The sequence below is a fragment of the Geodermatophilus amargosae genome, from assembly GCF_041028265.1.
In the GTDB taxonomy this organism is placed as follows: Bacteria; Actinomycetota; Actinomycetes; order Mycobacteriales; family Geodermatophilaceae; genus Geodermatophilus; species Geodermatophilus amargosae_A.
The window spans coordinates 59,322-78,907 of the sequence record NZ_JABGCW010000019.1 but is presented as its reverse complement, the minus strand read 5'-3'; the positions used below and the strand labels follow the sequence as shown (position 1 = coordinate 78,907).

The following is a 19,586-nucleotide window of genomic DNA, read 5'->3' as shown; positions in this document are numbered from 1 at the left end:
CGGTCTTCCGGGGCGCCGCCGACTTCGACCTCGAGCTGCTCGAGAGCCGCACGCTCGACGGCCGCATCCAGGAGCTCGTCTACCGGCCCACCCTCCACTGACCCGTGCGGAACCGGCTCGTCCCCCGCGATCACTGGGAGTGGCGCCAGCTCCGGCCGTCGCGGGCGATCAGCGAGTTGGCCTCCGGCGGTCCCCACGTGGCCGCCTGGTACAGCGGGATGGGCCGCTCGTCGCCCGCCCAGTACCGCATCACCGGGTCGACGATGCGCCAGGACCGCCCGACCTCGTCGGCGCGGATGAAGAGGGTGGGGTCACCGATCAGTGCGTCGAGGATGACCCGTTCGTAGGCGTCGGGGGACTGCTCGTCGAAGCTCTCGTAGGAGAAGTCCATGGAGGCCTTCTGCACGCGGAAGGCGTGCCCGGGCACCTTGGCGCCGAAGCGCAGGCTCAGTCCCTCGTCCGGCTGGACGCGCACGATGAGGGCGTCGGGCTCCAGTCCCTGCCCCCTCCCGGGGAACAGCGGGAGCTGCGGGGGCCGGCGGAACTCCATGGCGACCTCGGTGAGCCGGGCGGGCAGCCGTTTCCCGGTGCGCACGTAGATCGGTACACCCGTCCAGCGCCAGTTCTGGACCTCCAGCCGCATCGCCACGAACGTCTCGGTCGCGCTCAGGGGGTCGACCCCGGGCTCGTCGCGGTAGCCGGGCATCAGGTCCTCGCGCGTGCCGCCACGGGTGTACTGGCCGCGCACCGCGTTCGCCGCGATCTCCGCCTCCTCGTCCAGCGGTTGGATCGCGCGCAGCAGCTTCACCTTCTCGTCGCGGATCGCCTCCGGGTGGAACGACGTGGGTGGCTCCATGAGGAAGAGGGAGAGGACCTGCAGGACGTGGTTCTGGACGATGTCGCGCATGGCGCCGGTGGTCTCGTAGAACCCGCCCCGCTCGCCGACGCCGAGGGTCTCGGCGACGGTGATCTGCACGTTGTCGACCCAGGTGCGGTTCCAGATGGGCTCGAAGATCGAGTTGGCGAACCTCAGCGCGAGCAGGTTCTGGACGGTCTCCTTGGCCAGGTAGTGGTCGATCCGGAAGATCTGCTCCTCGACGAACGCCGACGACAGTTCCGTGTAGAGCTCCCGGGCGCTGATCTCGTCCCAGCCGAACGGCTTCTCGACGACCGCGCGGACGAAGCCGTCGCCGACGGGTACGGACAGCCCCGCCTTGCCCAGGCTCATCGCGATCGGCCCGAACAGGCGCGGCGGTGTGGCGAAGTAGTGGACCCGGTTGCCGCTGGTCCCGTGCCGGTCGTCGCACTCGGCCAGCACGTCGGCCAGGTGCTGGTAGGTGGCCGGGTCGTCGTAGTCGCCGTGGACGTAGCGGGCTCCCGCCGTGAGGTCCGTCCACCGAGGGTTGTCCTTCCCGGACACGCTGCGCCGGCACAGGTCCCCGAACTCGGCGTCGGTCATGGGGGTGCGGGCGACGCCGACCAGCGCGACCTCGGGAGGCAGCGCCCCGTAGCCGGCCAGCCGCTCGAGAGCCGGCAGCAGCTTGCGGGCGGTGAGGTCACCGGAGGCGCCGAAGATCACCAGGACACACGGCGGGGAGCGGCGATCCGCGTCGACGTTCATGCGCTGCGAGCATGCCCGGATCGGGCGACTCCCGACAGGGTCGACCCGGCGGCGGCCGGCGGCTCCACGTCTGCGCCGAGGGCCGGCGTTCCGGCGTGCCGCCCGACGCCGGCCGAGGAGGCCCGGGACGAGCACCTCGTCGTCGACGGGGTCGTGGGCGGACGTGGGCTGGTCGGGTCGGCCTCCTGCCGTCGGTGCGCCGCCTCGGGTGTGGCGGGCGAACGCCCGCAAGGCGGTCCGCCAGGTCTGCCCGGGCGGTGCCGGCGACGAGGACTCCGGTCCGCCCGGTGGCGACGAGGGTTCAGGCACCGACCGCCGTCACCGTCAGCGTGCCCCGTGCCGCCCGGAGAGGCCTTCGACCCGGCTCCTCCGCGCCGCGTCCGTCGCCGAACCCGGCCTCGGTCCGGCGCAGCGGACGCGCCCCCCGGGGCACCAGGAGCCCCCGGAACACCTCGCGCTGCGTCGGCCCGGTGCCCGCCCGGCGCGGCGTCAGGTGAACGAGTGCACGCCGTCGAGCAGGCCGGCAGCCCCAGCCGACCCGGCCAGGCCAGCTCCCGCCCCTCCTCGGCGGCGGTGACCGTGAGGCGGGAGGTCGTGCCGCAGCCACCGGGCGGGACGATGCGCACCTGCAGGCGCCGGCCCTTCCGCAGGTCGCCGGTCAACTCGGGCATGAACGGGTTCCAGGCCCCGTAGGCCGACGTGTCGGTCACCACCTCCACCACGGAGGCGGGCGGCGCGTCGATGGTCCTGGTCACGCTGATCTCTCGCACGGGGCTCCAGGCCGGTCGGTGGCTGACGGTGTGGCCACCGACCTTCGACGGCGTCGGCCGCGTCGAGTCCGATCCGTCGGAGCGGGTTCTGGCCGGCGACGGTCCGGCCGCGTCAGGAGTCGGCCAGCCATGAGAGCAGGCGGCCCCGGGACCAGCAGCGGCCGACGGCCTCGGCGGGCCGGCCCGCCCGGTCCAGCACGGCCACGCTGACGATGCTGTGGCCGGAGGCGCGGCGGTCGCCGAGGGTCGGTACCGACGGCGCGACCCCGACGCCCTCCGCCGACACCCACGCCACCGTACGGCCGGCCGCCGCCTCCTCGAGCCGCTGCAGGAAGCGCCGACGGCGCTCGGGCGGGAGGCGCGACAGCGCCCACGTCGTCGTGACGACGGGCAGGGCGTGCGCGGGCACCCGGGCGAGGGCGTCGGGCAGCAGGTCGACGACGTCGCCCCGCAGCAGCAGCGGAGGCGCCGTCGCCGCCAGCGCGAGCTCCGCGTCGAGCCTCGCCCTCCGCTCCGGCTGGTCCGGGGGGATGCAGGCGCGCAGCCACCGGACGTCGTCCGCGTCGGTCACGTCGAGCGGATCGACGTCGACGCCGACCCGTGCGACGACCGGCGGGATCGCCCGCGCCGGGACGGGGCGGTCGCCCACGGTCGAGCACGACCGCTGCACGGGGGAGGAGCGGTCGCCCAGGAACGGTCCGTCGCCGAACGTGATGCCCACGCGGTCGACGGTCAGGTTCAGCCCGGCCGAGCAGCCGACGTCCACCAGCCCGACCGCGTCCGCGCCCGCCCGGCGCGCCGCCTCGGCGACGGCCGGGTACAGCACGGCGCAGCGGCCGGTCTCGTCGGGACGCGTGCGCCGGCGAACCGCGATGTCCACGACCGCGTCGGTCGTCCCGAGCACCGTGCCGATGGCCGCGTCGGCCGCGGGCTCGCCGTCTCCCGCGGCGTAGGCCGCGGCGAGCGCCGGGGCGCGCCCGGCGAGGGCGAGGTCGTGCAGCGCCGCGAGGACCACGGCGGGGTGCCGCCTGCGCGCCGGCACCGCCTCGAGGGCGCGCAGTGCCTCGACGGACCGGCTCAGGGCGACGGCGACGCGCTCGTACAGCGGCGAGGTCCCGGCGACGTCCACCTCGCCGAAGCGCCGGTACACCTCGGCGAGCGTGCGGGTCCTGCTCACGGGGTGCCCGCTCAACGCAGGGCGGGTGTCCGGTTGGCCAGCTCGAGGAGCACGTCGGCGTGGCACGGCTCGTCGACGGGGCACCAGCACGCCAGGTCCCGGCCGGCGAGCAGCCGGCGGGCCTGCTCGGCGTGGACGCCGGCGGCCCACCGCCGGTACCACTCCACGGCGGTGGCCCGGTCGGGGCAGCGGACGACGTGGGCGCCGTCGGCGTGGTCGCCCGGCTCGCGGTGGGTGGCGACGGGCCAGGTGGTCCCGTCGTCGCCGGCCGGCCACATGTACGTCTCGCCGACCCGGAACGGGTTGCCCCAGCGCGACGGGCGGGCGACGACGACGGTGCCCGGCGGCTTGCGCCAGCCGCGGGCCCGGGAGAGCTGCACGCGCCTCGGGGTCCTCATGCGCCGATGCTGCCCGCGGGGTGTGACAGGACCGCGCCGGCGCCCCCGTCACACTGGGGGTGCTCGGCCGACGCGCGCCGGCGACGACCGAGGAGGCTCCCATCCCGACCGACCAGATCCTGGACGAGGCGGCGCGGGTCGCCGACCTGCTGCTCGAGGTCCAGACCCGCGTGAACGCGCAGATCGACGACACGCTGTCGGAGCTGCTGCCCGGCGTCCGGCAGCAGCTCGGGCTCGCGCCGGACGGCGACGCCGACCTGTCCGGCCTGGTCAACGCCCGCATCACCGGACTGAGCGTCGTCGTCACCCCGGCGTCGGTCGCCACCGTGGTACCGCTCTCGGCGGCGTCGGCGGCCACGACCGGAGCCGCCCGCCGCGCCGTCACCCGCATCCTCGCCGGCGACGACGACCGCCTCGCCGTCATCGCCGGCCCCTGCTCGATCCACGACCCGGCCGCCGCGACCGAGTACGCCGCCTTCCTCGCCCGCATGCGCGAGCGGCACGGCGCGGACCTCGAGATCCTCATGCGGACCTACACCGAGAAGCCGCGGACCGAGGTCGACTGGAAGGGGTTCGCCTACGACCCGTTCCTCGACGGGTCCAGCCGGATCAGCGTCGGGCTCGTGGCCACCCGCATGCTCATGGCCCGCATCACCGACCTCGGCGTGCCGGTGGCCGCCGAGCCGCTCAACGCGCTCACCCCGCAGTACGTCAACGGCCTGGTCACCTACAACGGCGTCGGCGCGCGCAACGTCACCGACCAGACGGCGCGGGAGCGGGTGTCGGGCTTCTCGTCCGTCATCGGCTTCAAGAACTCGCCCGAGGGCAGCATCGACGCCGCGATCTCGGCCGTGCTGACCGCCCGGGCGGCCCACGAGTTCCTCGGCGTCGACGCCCACGGGGTGTCCGCCCAGCTGTCGACCACCGGCAACGACACCGGCCACGTCATCCTCCGCGGCGCCAAGGACGGCCCCAACCACTCCGCCGTGCACGTGGCGGAGACGAAGCGGAAACTCGCGGCGCGCGGGCTGCCCGAGGTGGTCGTCGTCGACGCCTCGCACGGCAACAGCCTCAAGGACCACCGCCGCCAGCCCGGCGTCGTGCGGGACCTCGCCGGGCAGGTCGCCGGCGGGGAGCAGGCCATCCGCGGGGTGATGATCGAGAGCAACCTCGTCGAGGGCCGGCAGGACCTCGACCAGCGGCACCCCGAGCGGCTGCAGTACGGCGTGAGCGTCACCGACTCCTGCGTCGACCCGGCCACCACCGAGGAGCTGCTCGCCGAGCTGGCCGGGGCGGTGCGCGCCCGCCGCGGATAGCCCCTTGACGTCACGGATCGGACGGCTGTCCGATGCGGGACGTGGCCCGAGGAACGGAGCGCCCGTGAGGATCTCGATCGACCGCTCGCTGTGCCAGGGGCACGGCCGCTGCTACGACCTCGCGCCGGACCTCTTCGGGGCCGACGACGAGGGCTACTCCGCCCTCCTCGTCCCGGACGGCCGGGTGGCCGCCGAGCTGGAGGACGACGCCCGGCTCGCCGCCGACAACTGCCCGGAGGCCGCGGTACTGCTGCACCAGGACGCGCTGCTCCAGGACGCGCTGCTCCAGGACGCCGGCACCGAGGAGGCCGCGCGGTGAGCGTCGACGACCGCTTCACCTCCGACCCGGCGTCACTGCGCTCCGACCCGGCCCTGGGCACGTTCAGCGAGATCGTCCGCGGCCCGGTCACCGACTGGGCCACCGACTTCTCGCACACCGACGAGGAGTGGGCGCAGGGCGCCATCGGCATCTGGGACGACCTGCGGCAGCGCTGCCCGATCGCGCACACCGAGCGCTTCGGCGGCGCGTGGCTGCCCACCCGGTACGAGGACGTCGCCGCGGTCGCCCACGACACCGAGCACTTCTCCTCGCGCGGGATCATCGCGGGCAACTTCCGGCCCCCGCGCGCGCTGGCGCCGGTCGGCGGCACCCCGCCGATCTCCTCGGACCCGCCGTTCCACCACGACGCCCGCAAGCTGCTCCTGCCGGCGTTCACCAAGAACGCGGTGAGCCGGCACGAGGAGAGCACCCGCGCGTTCTGCTCCTCGCTGGTCGACCGGTTCGCCGGGCGGGACGTCGTCGACGCCGCCGCCGACTACGCCCAGCACGTCCCGGTGCGGGTCATCGCCGACATGCTGGGCTTCCCGCCCGAGGACGGGCCGCGGTTCCGGCGGTTCGTGGAGAACGCGCTCGAGGGCATCGACCTGCCGCCCGAGGAGCGCCTGGCGCGCAGCAGCTCCCTGTTCGAGTACCTGCTCGTCCAGATCCGCGACCACCTCGAGCACCCGCGCGAGGACCTGACCACCTACCTGCTCGAGGCCGAGCTCGCCGGCCGCAAGCTCGAGCCGGCGCACGTCGCCGGCACGATGGCGCTCCTGCTCATCGCCGGCATCGACACCACCTGGAGCGCCATCGGCGCCTCGCTGTGGCACCTGGCCGGCCACCCGGAGGACCGGCGCCGGCTGGTCGCCGAGCCGGAGCTGCGGCCGACGGCGGTCGAGGAGTTCCTGCGCGCCTACGCCCCGGTGACCATGGCGCGGCTGGTGAAGGACGACGTCACCTGGCACGGCGTGGAGATGAAGGCCGAGGACTGGGTGCTGCTGTCCTTCTCGGCGGCCAACCGCGACCCCGCGCAGTTCGAGCGCGCCGACGAGGTGCTCGTCGACCGGCGGGTCAACCGGCACGCCGCCTTCGGCCTGGGCATCCACCGCTGCGTCGGGTCGCACCTGGCGCGGATGGAGCTGCGGGTGGCCCTGGACGTCTGGCTGGACCGGGTGCCGGAGTTCTCCCTCGCCGACTCCGCGGCGGTGCGCTGGTCGACCGGCCAGATCCGTGGTCCGCGCGCGCTGCCGCTGCGCATCGGCTGAGGTGACGGGCCCGGTCGGTCCGGGCCCGTCACCGCTCAGCGGGACAGCAACGACCGCAGTGCGCCGACGACGACGTCGGGACGCTCCTCGGCCATGAAGTGCCCGGCGTCCACGGTCCGGTGGTCGAGGTCGGCGGCCCACGCCCCCCACAGCGCGGCGGCGTCGAAGCCGAGCGCGGCGCCCCAGTCCTGCTGCAGCACGGTCACCGGCATGGACAGCCGCCGGCCGGCCGCGCGGTCGGCCCCGTCGTGCTCGAGGTCGACGCCGGCGCTGGCCCGGTAGTCGGCGACGATCGAGTCCACCCGCGCGCGGCAGGCCCGCAGGTACTCGGCGCGCACGTCGGCGGGGAACAGGTCCGCGCTGCCCCAGGCATCGAGGAAGGACCCGAAGAACTGGTCGGCGGTGGCCGCGACCATCGCCTCGGGCAGCCCCGGCGGCTGGGCCATGAGGTACAGGTGCCAGGCCACCGCCGCCCGCACCCCGTGCAGGATGTCCCAGGAGTCGAGGGTGGGCAGCACGTCCACGGAGCACAGGTGGGTGACGACGTCGGGGGAGTCCAGGCCGGCGCGGATCGCCACCAGGGCACCGCGGTCGTGGCCGGCCAGCGCGAACCGCTCGTGGCCCAGCGCCCGCGCCGCCGCGACGACGTCGGCGGCCATCGTCCGCTTGGCGTAGGTGTCCGGGCCGGTCGCGGCGGGGGCGTCGCTCGCGCCGTAGCCGCGCAGGTCGGGACAGATCACGGTGCGGCCGGCGGCGAGCTCCGGCGCCACGTGCCGCCACATGAGCGACGTCTGGGGGAAGCCGTGCAGCAGGACGAGGGCGGGGCCGCTGCCGCCCACCGCGGCGGACAGCTGCACGCCGTCGACGCCGGGGAGCCGGACGCGGTCGAAGCCGGGGATCTCGGGGGTCATGCCGATCACCCTCGGCGCGGGCGATGAGCGATCGATGAGCGTCTCGTTCGGGGTGCTCGGACCGGTGACGGCCTGGGACGGCGCCGGGCGGCCGCTGCCGCTGGGCGGCCCGCGACACCGTGAGCTCCTCGCCCGGCTGCTCGTGGCCCGCGGCCGTGTCGTCCCGGTGCCGGTCCTGGTGGACGACCTGTGGGACGTCCCGGGCGACGGCGCCGTCGCCGCCGTCCGCACCTTCGTCGCCGCGGTACGCCGGGCGCTGGAGCCGGACCGTCCGGCGCGCACGCCCGCGCGGCTGCTGGTCACCGAGGGGCCCGGCTACGCGCTGCGGCCGGGTGCCGACGCCGTGGACGCGTGGCGGGTCGAGCGCACGCTGGCCACCGCCGCGGACCTCCCCGCGCTGGAGGAGGTCCTCGCCGCCTGGCGCGGTCCGGCGCTGGCCGACGTCGGCGACCGGCCGTGGGCGGCACCGGACCGGGCACGCTGGGCGGAGCTGCACGACACCGCGGTGGAGCGGGCGGCCGCGGCACTGCTCGACCTCGGCCGCCCCGGGGACGCCGTCCCGCGGCTGGACGCGCACGTCACCGGGCACCCGTGGCGCGAGGAGGGCTGGCGGCTGCTCGCGCTGGCCCTGTACCGCAGCGGGCGGGCGCCGGACGCCCTGGCGGTGCTCCGCCGGGCGCGCGCCCGGCTGGCCGGTGAGCTGGGGCTGGACCCCGGTGAGCGGCTGGTCGAGCTGGAGGCGCAGGTGCTCCGCCGCGACCCGGCCCTCGACCGGCGCCCGGCCGGAGCCGTCGAGGCGGTGTGGGCGCGGGCCGCGGGGAGCTGGGAGCGCACGGTCGGGGCGAGGGCCCGGCTGGAGTCGTCGGTGACGCTGCTCGGCGCGCTGGCCGTCAGCGGCGCGGCCGGGCTCACCGCCGCCCGGGAGCAGCGCCTGGCCACCGTCGCCGCGGCCGAGGAGCTCGGCGACCCGCTGCTCACCGCCCGCGTCGTCGGCAGCTTCGACGTCCCGTCGGTGTGGACCCGCTCCGACGACCCGGAGGGTTCCGCCGCGCTGGTGGCCGCGGCCGGACGGGCATTGGACCGGCTCCCGCCGGACGCGCCCGCGCCGCTGCGCGCCCGACTGCTGACCACCCTGGCGGTCGAGTCGCGCGGCCTGCCCGGCTCCCGGGGACCGGCCGCGGCGCGGGCGGCCGAGGAGCTGTCCCGCGCCGGCGGCGACCCGGCCCTGCTGGCCTCCGCGCTCGGCGCCGTCTACCTGCACACCTCCCACCGCGCCGGGCTCGCCGCGGAGCGCGACGCGATCGGCGCCGAGCTGGTGGAGCTGGCCGGCCGTGCAGGCCTGGACACGCACCTGGTGCTCGGCCACCTCGTCCGGCTGCAGGCCCGTACCGCACTCGGCGACCTCGCCGGCGCCGCCGGGCACGCCGACGCCCTCGACGAGCTCGCCGTGCGGTCCGAGCGGCCGCTGGCGGCGGTGTTCACCACCGGCTGGCGGGCGCTGCGCCGCGTGCTGGAGGGCGCGCCCGACGCCGAGGACCTGCTGACCGCGGCGCTGCGCCCGCTCGGCGACGCCGGCATGCCCGGCGTGACCGAGGGCCTCCTGCCGCTGGCGCTCACCTGCCTGCGCGTGGGGCGCGGCCGGCCGGCCGGTCCGGTCGGCGACGCCGGCCCGTACGCCCCGTGGGTGCGGCCGCACCTGCTGCTCGCGCAGCACCGGACCGCCGAGGCGGCCGCCGCGCTGCGGGACCTGCCCGGCCCGCCGCCCGGGCTGCTGCTGGAGGCGCTGTGGGTGCTCGCCGGCCGCGCCGCGCTGGCGGTGGGCGACCGGGAGCTGGTGCGGCGGTCGGCCGGCGCCCTGCTCCCGGCCGCCGGGGAGGTCGCCGGCGCCGGCAGCGGGCTGCTCACCGCCGGCCCGGTGGCGGCGACCCTCGCCCTGCTGGGGGACTGAGCGTCAGACCTCGACGGCGGTGCCGCAGACGCCCGGCGCTGACGTGGCCACGGGCGCCGGGTCGACCACCCCTGCCCGTACCCCCGATCGCGGGACGAGGGGCTCGGATCCCCCCTCCGGGTCATCCACCCGGGCGCTCCACGTGTCGATCGAGCAGGAGGGACGTCGATCGACGGGAGTGTCAGATGGGATTGTTCGCCTGCTCGCACGGACGCTACGGCGACTGCCGGACCTGCGACATCGTCGCGGCCGAGGAGCGCACCGCCGCGGCGGTCGAGCGCCAGACAGCCGCCGTAGAGGCAACCGCGACTGCTGACGCGCAACGTGAAGTTCAGCGACGTGCCGAGCAGGAGGCGCGCGACCGAGCCGACGCCGAGGCACGCCGGGAGGCGCGTGTCGCGCGAGAGGCGCAGGAGCAGGCGCGCCTACGGGCCGAGGTGGACGCGGAGGTCGACCGGCAGATCGCCTACGAGCGGGAACTGGAGCGGCAGGAGGAGGAGCGCGCGCGCCGGGACGCCGAGGATCAGTCCGCGCGGGATGCGTTCGAACTGTCCCGTCGGGTGGAGCGGGCGCTGGCCGTCGCTGAGACCGAGGCGATGGCCGAGGGGCGGACGCTCACCCCGGTGCAGAGGCTCGACGTCCGCGACGCCGTGGAGGCGGAAGTCGAGGCAGAGCGTGGACGTCTGCGCCGCCTCATCGCCGAGCGGGAGGCGGCGCGGCAGGCGCAGGAGCGTGCCGAGCGTGAGGCCCGGGAGGCGGCGGAGCGCGAGGAACGCGCCCGCCAGCGGGCCGAGCAGGAGGCCCGGGAGCGGGAGGCGGCGCGGCTGGCCGCGATCCGCGCTGCCGAGGACGAGGAACGAGCTCGTATCCGTGCGCACCAGCAGTCTCTGATCGCTGCGACCAAGAAGCGCCTCATGCTGGGGCGCAACGTGTTCGTCGGCGCCTCGGTGGCGCTGAGCGTGTACGCCACCTGGGTGGACCTCAGCTCGGTGTTCGCACTTGCCGGGGCCGCCGTGCTGACCCTCTTCCTGTACGAGTTCTACGACGGCAGGGCGACGGACCGCGAGCAAGGGGGGCGGTACAGCGGAGCAGAGGCGGCCGGCGCGCTCGCGTTCGCGGTGAGCTGTGAGCTGGTGGTCCGTGCCCTGCCCTGGCACCACCCCACACCGGTCGACCACCTACTGCTGGCTGTGGCCGCAGGGATCGCCGTGATGCCGCTGGTCTACCGCTCCAACCACGTGCCGCAGATCACGCCAGGCACGTTCGACACCGTGGTGATCGCACCCCTGCGGAAGCCGGAGCCGCACTCCCACATCGACCGGCCGATCCCACCCGTCCCGCCCGTGCGCCGCGGCTGAGGCTCGGGCGAGCACCCGCTCCCCCGAGGGCAGTGGACACGTGGTGCCCCGGTGGACGCGCTGCCGGCCCTTCTCGGCGGGCGTCAGACCTCGACGGCGGTGCCGCAGACGCCGCAGACCTCCAGCTGGTGACGTCCCCACCGGGCGACCGGCACGAAGAACACCGTGAGCTGGCGGGACTGCCGCACCCGCGACCACCGGGTGGTGTTCCCGCACCGCGGGCAGGTGCGGACCTCCCCGGGGCCCAGGTCCTGCACCTTGGTGCCGAAGCCGAAGAGGAAGAACACCAGGCGAGCGTAGGCGCCGCATCCGGTTCGGGCCGGGCGTGGCAGGCTCGACCCCGTGGTCCGGGTCGGTCTGGTGCTGGGGGGTGGCGGCGTCGTCGGGCAGGCGTACCACGCCGGTGTCCTGGCGGTGCTGCAGCACGACACGGGCTTCGACGCCCGCACCGCCGACGTCGTCGTCGGCACCTCGGCCGGGTCCATCACCGGCACCCTGCTGCGGGCCGGTGTCTCCCCGGAGGACCTCGCGGCCTGGACGGTCAAGGCGCCGCTGTCCGGCGACGACGACGTGCTGAAGACCATGGCCGCCACCGCCGTCCCCGAGCTCGCGCCGTTCAACCCGCTGTCGGTGTTCCGCCGGCCGATGCGGCTGCCCGGCCCGCCGCTGGTCGCCCGGGCGCTGGCCCGCCCGTGGCGGTTCCGGCCCCTGGCCGCCGGCATGACGCTGCTGGCCCCCGGCCGGCACGACATCGTGTCCCAGCTCGGCGCCCTCCGCGAGGTCGAGGGGCCGACCTGGCCCGAGCGCGACCTGTGGATCACCGCCGTGCGCCGGCGCGACGGGCGCCGCGTCGTCTTCGGCCGCCCCGGCGCGCCGCCGGCACCGGTCCACCTCGCCGTCGCCGCCTCCTGCGCGGTGCCCGGGTACTTCGCGCCGGTCCGCATCGGGAAGCACTCCTACGTCGACGGCGGGGTGCACTCGGCCACCAACGCCGCCGTGCTGCGCAGCGCGGGCGTCGGCCTCGCCGTCGTCGTCGCGCCGATGAGCGGGTCGCCGGGGTGGCGCCAGGACCTCACGGCGGCGATGCGCCGGTTCGCGCAGCGCCACCTGGACCGGGAGGTCCGCGCCCTGCGGGCGGCCGGCATCCGCACCGTCACCTTCACCCCCGGCGCCGCCGAGCAGCACGTCATGGGCGCGGACATGATGTCGCGCGACCGCGTCGAGGAGGTCCTGCAGCAGTCGTTCCTGCAGGCCGGTGCCCACGCCGCGACCCCCGAGGTGGCCGCCGTGCTGCGCGAGGCGGCCGACCGCGGCCAGGTGTGACCGGCGTCCAGCGACTAGGTTCGGTCCCTGACAACGTCGCCGGTGGCCAGGGGGTCGAGCGTGGGCAGGTCGGTGCTGGTGACCGGCGGCAACCGGGGGATCGGGCTGGCCATCGCCCGCTCCTTCGCCGAGCAGGGTGACTCCGTGGCGGTCACCCACCGCGGCAGCGGCGCCCCGGAGGGACTGTTCGGCGTGCAGTGCGACGTCACCGACGCCGCGGCCGTCGACCGCGCGTTCACCGAGGTGGAGGAGCACCAGGGTCCGGTCGAGGTGCTGGTGAGCAACGCCGGCATCACCCGCGACGGGCTGCTCATGCGGATGAAGGAGGACGACTTCACCGACGTCCTCGACGCCAACCTCACCGCCGCCTACCGGGTGTCCAAGCGCGCGGCCGCGAAGATGGTCCGCGCGCGCTCCGGCCGCATGGTGTTCGTCAGCTCCGTCGTCGGGCTGCTCGGCTCGGCCGGCCAGGCGAACTACGCCGCCAGCAAGGCCGGCCTGGTCGGGCTCGCCCGCTCGATCGCCCGCGAGCTCGGCAGCCGCAACGTCACCGCCAACGTCGTCGCGCCGGGGTTCGTGCGCACCGACATGACCGCGGAACTGCCGGAGAAGCGGCAGCAGGAGATCCTCGGGCAGGTGCCGCTGGGCCGGTACGCCGAGGCAGACGAGATCGCCGCCGTCGTGCGCTTCCTGGCGAGCGACGCGGCCGGCTACGTCACCGGGGCGGTCGTCCCGGTCGACGGCGGACTGGGGATGGGGCACTGATGAGCGGGATCCTCGAGGGCAAGAAGGTCCTCGTCACCGGCGTGCTGACCGAGGCGTCGATCGCCTACGCCACCGCGCGGATCGCCCAGGAGCAGGGCGCCACCGTCGTCCTGTCCAACTTCGGGCGGGCGCTGTCGCTGTGCCAGCGGATCGCCAAGCGGCTGCCGCACGAGGCGCCGGTCGTCGAGCTCGACGTCACGGACACCGAGCACCTCGCCACGCTGGCCGACCGGCTGCGCGAGCACGTGGGCGACTCGCTCGACGGCGTCGTCCACTCGATCGGCTTCGCACCGCAGGAGGCGATGGGAGAGGGCTTCCCCGAGGTCGCCTGGGAGCACGCGGCGACGGCGTTCCAGGTCTCGGCCTGGTCCTACGCCTCGCTCACCCAGGCCTGCCGGCCGCTCCTGGCGAACCCCTCCTCGGTGGTCGGGCTCACCTTCGACGCCTCGGTCGCCTGGCCGGTCTACGGCTGGATGGGCGCGGCGAAGGCGGCGCTGGAGTCCACGTCCCGCTACCTCGCCCGCGAGCTCGGCCCCGAGGGCGTGCGGTCCAACATCGTGGCCGCCGGCCCGCTGCGCAGCATGGCGATGAAGTCCATCCCGGGCAGCGCCCAGTTCGAGGAGGCGTGGGAGGGCCGCGCCCCGCTGGGCTGGTCGGTCACCGACACCGAGCCCGCCGGCAAGGCCGTCGTCGCCCTGCTGTCGGACTGGTTCCCCGCCACCACCGGCGAGATCGTCCACGTCGACGGCGGCTTCCACGCCGTGGGCGTCTAGCCGCATCCGTTCCCGCACCACCCCGAGAAGAGAGTCCGTGCCGCGCGCCACCGTCGACCTGAACCCCGGCCAGCGTCCCGACGAGGACCCGTCGCTGGCCGTCCGCAACAACGGGGGGACGCCGCCGGCGGCGGCCCCCGCCCCGGCCGGCCGCCGCGAGGCGCTGCTGGTCCTCTCCTTCGGCGGCCCGCAGGGGCACGACGACGTCATGCCGTTCCTCGAGAACGTCACCCGAGGCCGTGGCGTGCCGCGTGAGCGGCTGCTCGACGTCGCCGAGCACTACCACCACTTCGGCGGCGTCAGCCCGATCAACGAGCAGAACGAGGCCCTGGTCGCCGCGATCGAGGCCGACCTCGCCGCGCACGGCATCGACCTGCCGGTCTACTGGGGCAACCGCAACTGGGACCCCTACGTCGAGGACGTCTGGCAGCAGATGACCGACGACGGCATCGAGCACGCCTACGTCCTGGCCACCTCCGCCTACGCCTCCTACTCCGGCTGCCGGCAGTACCACGAGGACGTCGCGCGGGCCCGGATCGCGGTGTCGTCCCCTACCCGCCCCGGCGGCCCGACCGCGGAGAAGCTTCCCCACTACTTCGACTCCTCCGGCTTCGTGCGGGCCAACGCCGACGCCCTCGCCGCGGCACTCGCGCGGCTGCCCGAGGAGCACCGCGGCACCGCGCGGCTGGTGGCCACGGCGCACTCGATCCCCGACGCGATGGCCGCCGTCGCCGGGCCCGAGGGGCACGCCTACGAGGCCGAGCTGACGGCCGCCGCGCGGGCCGTCGTCGACGCGGTCGACCCGGGGCGGGAGTTCGACCTGGTCTGGCAGAGCCGCAGCGGCCCGCCGTCGGTGCCGTGGCTGGAGCCCGACGTCAACGACCACCTGCGCGCCCTGTCCGGGAACGGCGAGACGGCGGTCGTGGTCTTCCCGGTCGGCTTCGTCAGCGACCACCTCGAGGTGATCTGGGACCTCGACAACGAGGCCGAGGAGACCGCCGGGGAGCTCGGGCTGGTCTTCGTCCGCGCCGGGACGGCGGGCACCCACCCGGCGTTCGTGGCGATGGTCCGCGAACTGCTGCAGGAGCGGCGCTCGGGTGCCGAGCCGCGCCTGGGCACCAACTGCCCGGCGGCCTGTTGCTTCGCCCAGCGCCCGGCGGCCCGCCCGTCCGTTGACGGAGCGGCTGCCCGCGAGTAGACCGTCGGGCCATCGGGGGCCGGACGAGGACGGTGCACCGTGGGCTCAGCTCCCGACATCCGTGGCGTGGACGTCGACCCCGGCAACGCCGGGCAGCTCGGCGCCTGGGACGGCGCGCAGGGCGCCTTCTGGGCCGCCGAGGCCGACCGCTTCGACCGCGCGGTCGCCCGCTACGACGCACCGTTCCTGGCCGCGGCCGGCCTGCGTGCCGACGACCGGGTCCTCGACGTCGGCTGCGGCACGGGCCGGACCACGCGGCAGGCCGCCCGCGTCGCCGTCCGCGGCTCCGCCCTCGGCGTGGACCTCTCCGCGGCGATGCTCGAGGTGGCCCGGCGGCGCGCGGCCGACGAGGGCCTGACCAACGTCCGCTTCCAGCAGGCCGACGCCCAGGTCGCGGACTTCCCGTCGGAGGGGTTCGACGTCGCCGTCAGCCGGACCGGCGCGATGTTCTTCGCCGACCCGGTCGCCGCGCTGGCCAACGTGGGCCGGGCACTGGTCCCCGGCGGGCGGCTGGTCCTGCTGGTGTGGCAGGCGCTCGAGGCCAACGAGTGGATGACCGAGATCCTGGGGGCCCTGGCCGCGGGGCGCCCGCTGCCCGTCCCGCCGCCCGGGGCTCCCGGCCCGTTCTCCCTCGCCGACACCAGCCGCCTCCGGCAGGTGCTGGCCGCCGCGGGTCACCGTCAGGTGGAGGTCCAGGGTCTGGCCGAGCCGGAGTGGTTCGGCGCCGACGCCGACGACGCCCTGACCTTCGTGCTCGGCTTCGCCGGCTGGCTGCTCGACGGGCTGGACGACGACGCCCGGGCCCGCGCCGTGGCCGACCTGCGGCGGCGGATCGAGGTGCACACCGGCCCGGGCGGCGTCGAGTTCGGCTCGGCCGCCTGGCTGGTGACGGCCCGCCGGGGCTAGCGGCGGACGTACTCCCGCCACACCGGCGCGACCTCCCGCCGGGAGCGGCGGCCGAGGACGCGGGGGAGCCCCGCGGTGACGGGCGCAGGCACGGTGGCCCGGAGCCGGTTGACACGCAACGCGGGCCTGAGGAGCGTCACCGGTGCTCGACTCGGCGGCGACCTCGTCGACGAGACGACGACTCGCCGGCCCGGCGCGGCAGGCGGAGACGGTGGCGCGTCATGAACCGCTTCTCCCCGGACCTGGTTCGGAACTCCGGCGCGGTGGTCGTGCTGGATCCGGCACGGATCCTGCTGTCCTTCTCCGAGCCGCAGGACCGCGCCCGGCTGCAGGAGAGCCTGCGGTCCCTGGGTCTCGAGCTCGAACCCGACCGGGACGACGGACCCGCGACCGACGCCCCGCCGGTGGAGGCGATCAACCACACCGACACGCGGTTCTGGGTGCGGAGCCCGCGCGGGGAGCAGATCGCCGACCGGCAGCTCGAGGACGTCACCGGTGCCCTGGGACGGCAGCTGGAGTGGCTCGGCCCGGTTTACCGAGCGGCGGGTGCACCGGGGCGCGCAGGCCTGCACTGCCCGCTGCCGGACTCCCTGGTCCTGCTGGCCGGCGAGCAGGGCGCGGACCTCCGGGCAGTCGAGGACCGCTTCCCGATCCGTCAGACCGACGACGACCGACGGTTCGCCGACACCGTGGGAGCAGGCGGCTACCGGCGGTACACCGTCGACGTGTCCGTGACCGACTCCCACAGGCTGCGGACCCTGCTCCTGACCGAGGCGGGGGACGACGTCGACGAGGTGCTGCACGAGAACATGCCCATGGTGCTGCCGTACACCGGGCGCCTGTCGGAGCCGCTGTCCCCGGAACAGTGGAACCTCGACCGGATCGTCGCCTCCGCGCCGCAGGACGGCGTCCTCACGGGCTGGGACTACACGCTCGGCAGCGGCGACGTCGTCATCTGCGTCGTCGACTCCGGCGTCGACCTGACCCATCCCGACCTGTGGGTGCTGCCCGGGCTGTCCACCGGATCGGGCGCGAGCGGGGACGACGCGCCCGCGCAGAGCTTCGCCGCGGGCCACGGGACGATGAGTGCGGGCGTCGCGGCGGCCAGGGCCAAGAACCTCAGGGGACTCGCCGGCGTCGCGGGACTCTGCCCGGTCCTGCCGGTGGCGTTCGGGAACGTCACCGACTGGGAGCTCTACCGCGGTCTCCACTTCGCGGTGGACGCGGGCGCCCGCGTCGTCAGCATGAGCTTCGCGGTCTTCGGGACCTGGGACCAGGCCCTCGTCGGTGGCGCCATCCAGTACGCCTTCGCGCGGGACGTCGTGATGTGTGCGGCGACCGGGAACACCGACAGGAGGGGCCTGGGGTATCCGGCCATCGATCCGCGGGTCATCGCGTGCGGCGGGTCCTCCCGGCTCCTGCCGGAGGACCGCACCACCGGCGTGTGGTGGGGAGGCTCGACCTTCGGCCCCGGGATCTCCGTGGTCGCTCCCTCGATCGACGTCCCGACGACCGTGCCCCACGGGACCGGGACGGCCGGCGGTGCGTACGGGACCGACCACGTGCCTGGTTACGGCGGGACCTCCGCGGCGACTCCGCACGTGGCCGGACTGGCCGCCCTCGTCCTGAGCCTGCGGCCGCACCTGTCGGCCGACGACGTCCGGGTCCTCATCGAGTCCACGGCGGACAAGATCGGGGTCATGGCGTTCCAGCCGGCCCACCGGAACGGGACCTGGAACGAGCGGGTGGGCTACGGGCGGATCAACGTCCTCCGGGCGCTGCAGGCGGCTCTGCGCCGGCGGCGGTTCATCGACCTCATCCGCGAGCGCGTCCACCTGGCGGCCCTGGCGAGGGCGCTGGAGGCGCACCAGGACGAGCTGGTCAGGATGGACGAGACCGGAGCGGGCGCGGACTCCGCCCTGCGCCAGGCCCATCAGCTCCTGCTGCGGCTGGGGCGGGACCCGGCGGTCCTCGCGCTGGTCCACGACGTCATCGGTGACCCGGGCCTCGTGCAGAAGCTCCGGGACGACCAGACGGCGATCCTGCGGGACCGCGGCGTCGTCCTCCCCGCGGGGGCGGTCGGCCACGTGGTCGACCGGCCGGGGGCCGGGGACGGCGCCGGCCCCCGGCAGGCGCTCGTGGTCGAGTTCGGCCTCCCCGGCCTCAGGTGCACCGCGCAGTGGGACCCGGAGTCGGGGTTCTCCGCCCGGTTCGAGCCCGGCAGTCCGGCCAGCGGGGGCTGACCGGCCCGGCCCGGCCGCTCGGCAGCCGGCGCCGGGCGCGGCCTACCGCGGGACGGCGTTGTACGCGGCGACGGTCGCCTCGCGGACGGCGGTGGCCAGCGGGCGCAGCGCCTCGTCGCGGGCGGCGGCCTGGGTGTGGGTGACCGCGCCCCCGGGGGCGTCGGTGAGCGCCAGGTCGAGGACCCGCGCCAGGCGCTGCGCCCGGGCCAGCACCGAGAGCGCCAGCGGCTCGGTGTCCGGCGGCAGCCCCGGCGCGGAGGCGGTCCCGAGCCCCGCCAGCAGCGCCGGCACCTCGGGGTTCCAGCGCGCCAGGTCCAGCGCCACGAGCGTGCGTGCGGCGTCGCCGACGGCGAGGTCCAGCGCTCCGGACACCTGGCGCAGCGACCCCTCGGCCGGCGGCGGCGCGGGCGCCAGGCCGGTGAGGTCGACCGCCGTCCACGCGGTGACCTCGGGGCCGAGCTCCTCGGGCACCAGCGCGACGGCGTCACCGACCGCGGCCTGGCCGGCCCCGAGCGCCAGCGCGGCCAGGCCCGGCGCGCGCGGCAGCCCGCGGACGTCGCCCGGCACCGGCAGCACCAGCCGCAGCCGCCGCTCGCCCAGGCCGCGCAGCGCGGTCAGCGCCCATCCGAGCGGGACCGCGTCGGACGTGCCGGGCAGGCCCGTGACGCGGTGCGCGCGGTCGTCGGTGAGCGCGTCGAGCGCGGCGTCGTAGGAGGTGCGGCCGGACAGCCACGCGGTCGCCCAGACGGCGAAGCGTCCGGCGGGGAGGTCGTGGAGCACCCGGCGAGGCTACGTCGGCCCCGCCGCGGGTCCGCGGTCTGGGAGACTGGGGGCATGGCTGCGTGGGTGTTCTGGCTGGTCGCCTCCGGCCTCTTCGTCGCCGGGGAGATCGCCAGCCTCGACCTGGTCCTGCTGATGTTCGCCGGCGGTGCGCTGGGCGGCGCGGCCGTCGCGCTCGCCGGGGGCTCGTTCGCCTTCCAGATCGTGGCCTTCATCGCCGTCTCGGTGTTCCTCGTGGCCAGCGTCCGGCCGGCGGCGAAGGCGCACCTGGAGAACCGGATGCCGCGCCACGTCGACGGCGTGCAGGCGCTGATCGGCCGCACCGCCACCGTGACGCGCGAGGTCGGTCGTTCCGGTGGCCGCATCCGGGTGGGCGCCGACGAGTGGAGCGCGCGCACCGAGTACGGCGACGACGGCTTCGCCGTCGGCAGCACGGTGCGCATCCTCCAGGTCGACGGCGCCACGGCCGTCGTCGGCGAGGCCCTCGAGCTCTGATCCCCCCGTCCGGGGCG

At 75.8% G+C, this 19,586-nt stretch carries 20 protein-coding genes; 13 read left to right on the top strand and 7 right to left on the bottom strand.

Annotation, left to right across the window (positions count from 1 at the left end; all coding sequences use genetic code 11):
* Nucleotides 1-130 precede the first annotated feature (130 nt).
* Complete coding sequence (zwf, locus tag HLV61_RS20880) at nt 131-1,621, bottom strand: glucose-6-phosphate dehydrogenase (protein ID WP_369258935.1); 1,491 nt, start codon at nt 1,619-1,621, stop codon at nt 131-133.
* Complete coding sequence (locus tag HLV61_RS20875; RefSeq protein ID WP_369258939.1) at nt 1,618-2,331, bottom strand: hypothetical protein; 714 nt, start codon at nt 2,329-2,331, stop codon at nt 1,618-1,620. The genes zwf and HLV61_RS20875 overlap by 4 nt, the downstream gene beginning before the upstream one ends.
* On the opposite strand from HLV61_RS20875, the gene HLV61_RS20870 reads away from it, so the two are divergent.
* Nucleotides 2,321-2,524, top strand: a complete 204-nt coding sequence (locus tag HLV61_RS20870; RefSeq protein WP_369258941.1) for a hypothetical protein — start codon at nt 2,321-2,323, stop codon at nt 2,522-2,524. The two genes, HLV61_RS20875 and HLV61_RS20870, sit on opposite strands and share 11 nt — an antisense overlap.
* Here the strand turns inward: HLV61_RS20870 and HLV61_RS20865 are convergent.
* Nucleotides 2,504-3,568: a DUF2332 domain-containing protein gene (locus HLV61_RS20865; RefSeq protein ID WP_369258933.1), complete on the bottom strand. Its 1,065-nt coding sequence runs from the start codon at nt 3,566-3,568 to the stop codon at nt 2,504-2,506. The two genes, HLV61_RS20870 and HLV61_RS20865, sit on opposite strands and share 21 nt — an antisense overlap.
* 11 nt (nt 3,569-3,579) lie before the next feature.
* Nucleotides 3,580-3,966, bottom strand: a complete 387-nt coding sequence (locus tag HLV61_RS20860) for a DUF4326 domain-containing protein (protein WP_369258932.1) — start codon at nt 3,964-3,966, stop codon at nt 3,580-3,582.
* Between the two features lie 59 nt (nt 3,967-4,025).
* Between HLV61_RS20860 and HLV61_RS20855 the strand changes: the two genes are divergently transcribed.
* The 3 genes from HLV61_RS20855 to HLV61_RS20845 all read left to right on the top strand — a co-directional run bounded on the left by HLV61_RS20855 (nt 4,026) and on the right by HLV61_RS20845 (nt 6,869).
* On the top strand, nt 4,026-5,282 hold the full coding sequence (locus HLV61_RS20855; RefSeq protein WP_369258930.1) for a 3-deoxy-7-phosphoheptulonate synthase: 1,257 nt from the start codon (nt 4,026-4,028) through the stop codon (nt 5,280-5,282).
* Between the two features lie 64 nt (nt 5,283-5,346).
* A complete protein-coding gene (locus HLV61_RS20850) occupies nt 5,347-5,601 on the top strand; it encodes a ferredoxin (protein ID WP_369258928.1) in 255 nt (84 codons plus the stop codon).
* The gene (locus HLV61_RS20845) at nt 5,598-6,869 is read left to right on the top strand and encodes a cytochrome P450 (RefSeq protein WP_369258926.1); all 1,272 of its coding nucleotides are present in this window, start codon (nt 5,598-5,600) and stop codon (nt 6,867-6,869) included. The genes HLV61_RS20850 and HLV61_RS20845 overlap by 4 nt, the downstream gene beginning before the upstream one ends.
* A gap of 35 nt (nt 6,870-6,904) precedes the next feature.
* Here the strand turns inward: HLV61_RS20845 and HLV61_RS20840 are convergent, their stop codons facing one another.
* A complete protein-coding gene (locus tag HLV61_RS20840; protein ID WP_369258924.1) occupies nt 6,905-7,780 on the bottom strand; it encodes an alpha/beta fold hydrolase in 876 nt (291 codons plus the stop codon).
* A gap of 34 nt (nt 7,781-7,814) precedes the next feature.
* Here HLV61_RS20840 and HLV61_RS20835 point away from each other — a divergent pair, with 34 nt between their 5' ends.
* Nucleotides 7,815-9,728, top strand: a complete 1,914-nt coding sequence (locus tag HLV61_RS20835; RefSeq protein ID WP_369258922.1) for an AfsR/SARP family transcriptional regulator — start codon at nt 7,815-7,817, stop codon at nt 9,726-9,728.
* A 185-nt stretch (nt 9,729-9,913) separates the two neighbouring features.
* On the top strand, nt 9,914-11,086 hold the full coding sequence (locus tag HLV61_RS20830) for a hypothetical protein (protein ID WP_369258920.1): 1,173 nt from the start codon (nt 9,914-9,916) through the stop codon (nt 11,084-11,086).
* 83 nt (nt 11,087-11,169) lie between these two features.
* Here HLV61_RS20830 and HLV61_RS20825 read toward each other — a convergent pair whose 3' ends face one another.
* Nucleotides 11,170-11,373: a zinc-ribbon domain-containing protein gene (locus HLV61_RS20825; protein WP_369258918.1), complete on the bottom strand. Its 204-nt coding sequence runs from the start codon at nt 11,371-11,373 to the stop codon at nt 11,170-11,172.
* Nucleotides 11,374-11,428: 55 nt separating this feature from the next.
* Here HLV61_RS20825 and HLV61_RS20820 point away from each other — a divergent pair, with 55 nt between their 5' ends.
* The 6 genes from HLV61_RS20820 (at nt 11,429) to HLV61_RS20795 (ending at nt 18,294) form a co-directional block, all read left to right on the top strand.
* Nucleotides 11,429-12,409 carry a patatin-like phospholipase family protein gene (locus HLV61_RS20820; protein ID WP_369258916.1) on the top strand — a complete coding sequence of 327 codons (981 nt, stop codon included), beginning with the start codon at nt 11,429-11,431 and terminating at the stop codon, nt 12,407-12,409.
* 60 nt (nt 12,410-12,469) lie between these two features.
* Nucleotides 12,470-13,174, top strand: coding sequence for a 3-oxoacyl-[acyl-carrier-protein] reductase (fabG, locus tag HLV61_RS20815; protein ID WP_369258914.1), 705 nt, complete (start codon nt 12,470-12,472; stop codon nt 13,172-13,174).
* On the top strand, nt 13,174-13,947 hold the full coding sequence (fabI, locus tag HLV61_RS20810) for an enoyl-ACP reductase FabI (RefSeq protein ID WP_369258912.1): 774 nt from the start codon (nt 13,174-13,176) through the stop codon (nt 13,945-13,947). Before fabG ends, fabI begins: the two co-directional genes overlap by 1 nt.
* Nucleotides 13,948-13,984: 37 nt before the next feature.
* A complete protein-coding gene (locus HLV61_RS20805; RefSeq protein ID WP_369258910.1) occupies nt 13,985-15,145 on the top strand; it encodes a ferrochelatase in 1,161 nt (386 codons plus the stop codon).
* 39 nt (nt 15,146-15,184) lie between these two features.
* Nucleotides 15,185-16,051 (top strand): class I SAM-dependent methyltransferase, encoded by an 867-nt coding sequence (locus HLV61_RS20800; RefSeq protein WP_369258908.1) that lies wholly within the window; start codon nt 15,185-15,187, stop codon nt 16,049-16,051.
* 221 nt (nt 16,052-16,272) lie between these two features.
* Nucleotides 16,273-18,294 (top strand): S8 family serine peptidase, encoded by a 2,022-nt coding sequence (locus HLV61_RS20795; RefSeq protein WP_369258906.1) that lies wholly within the window; start codon nt 16,273-16,275, stop codon nt 18,292-18,294.
* Nucleotides 18,295-18,336: 42 nt separating this feature from the next.
* Here the strand turns inward: HLV61_RS20795 and HLV61_RS20790 are convergent, their stop codons facing one another.
* Nucleotides 18,337-19,074 carry a hypothetical protein gene (locus HLV61_RS20790; RefSeq protein ID WP_369258904.1) on the bottom strand — a complete coding sequence of 246 codons (738 nt, stop codon included), beginning with the start codon at nt 19,072-19,074 and terminating at the stop codon, nt 18,337-18,339.
* A 54-nt stretch (nt 19,075-19,128) separates the two neighbouring features.
* Between HLV61_RS20790 and HLV61_RS20785 the strand changes: the two genes are divergently transcribed.
* Entirely contained in the window at nt 19,129-19,569 is a 441-nt protein-coding gene (locus HLV61_RS20785) for an NfeD family protein (RefSeq protein WP_369258902.1), read from the top strand.
* Nucleotides 19,570-19,586 lie beyond the last annotated feature (17 nt).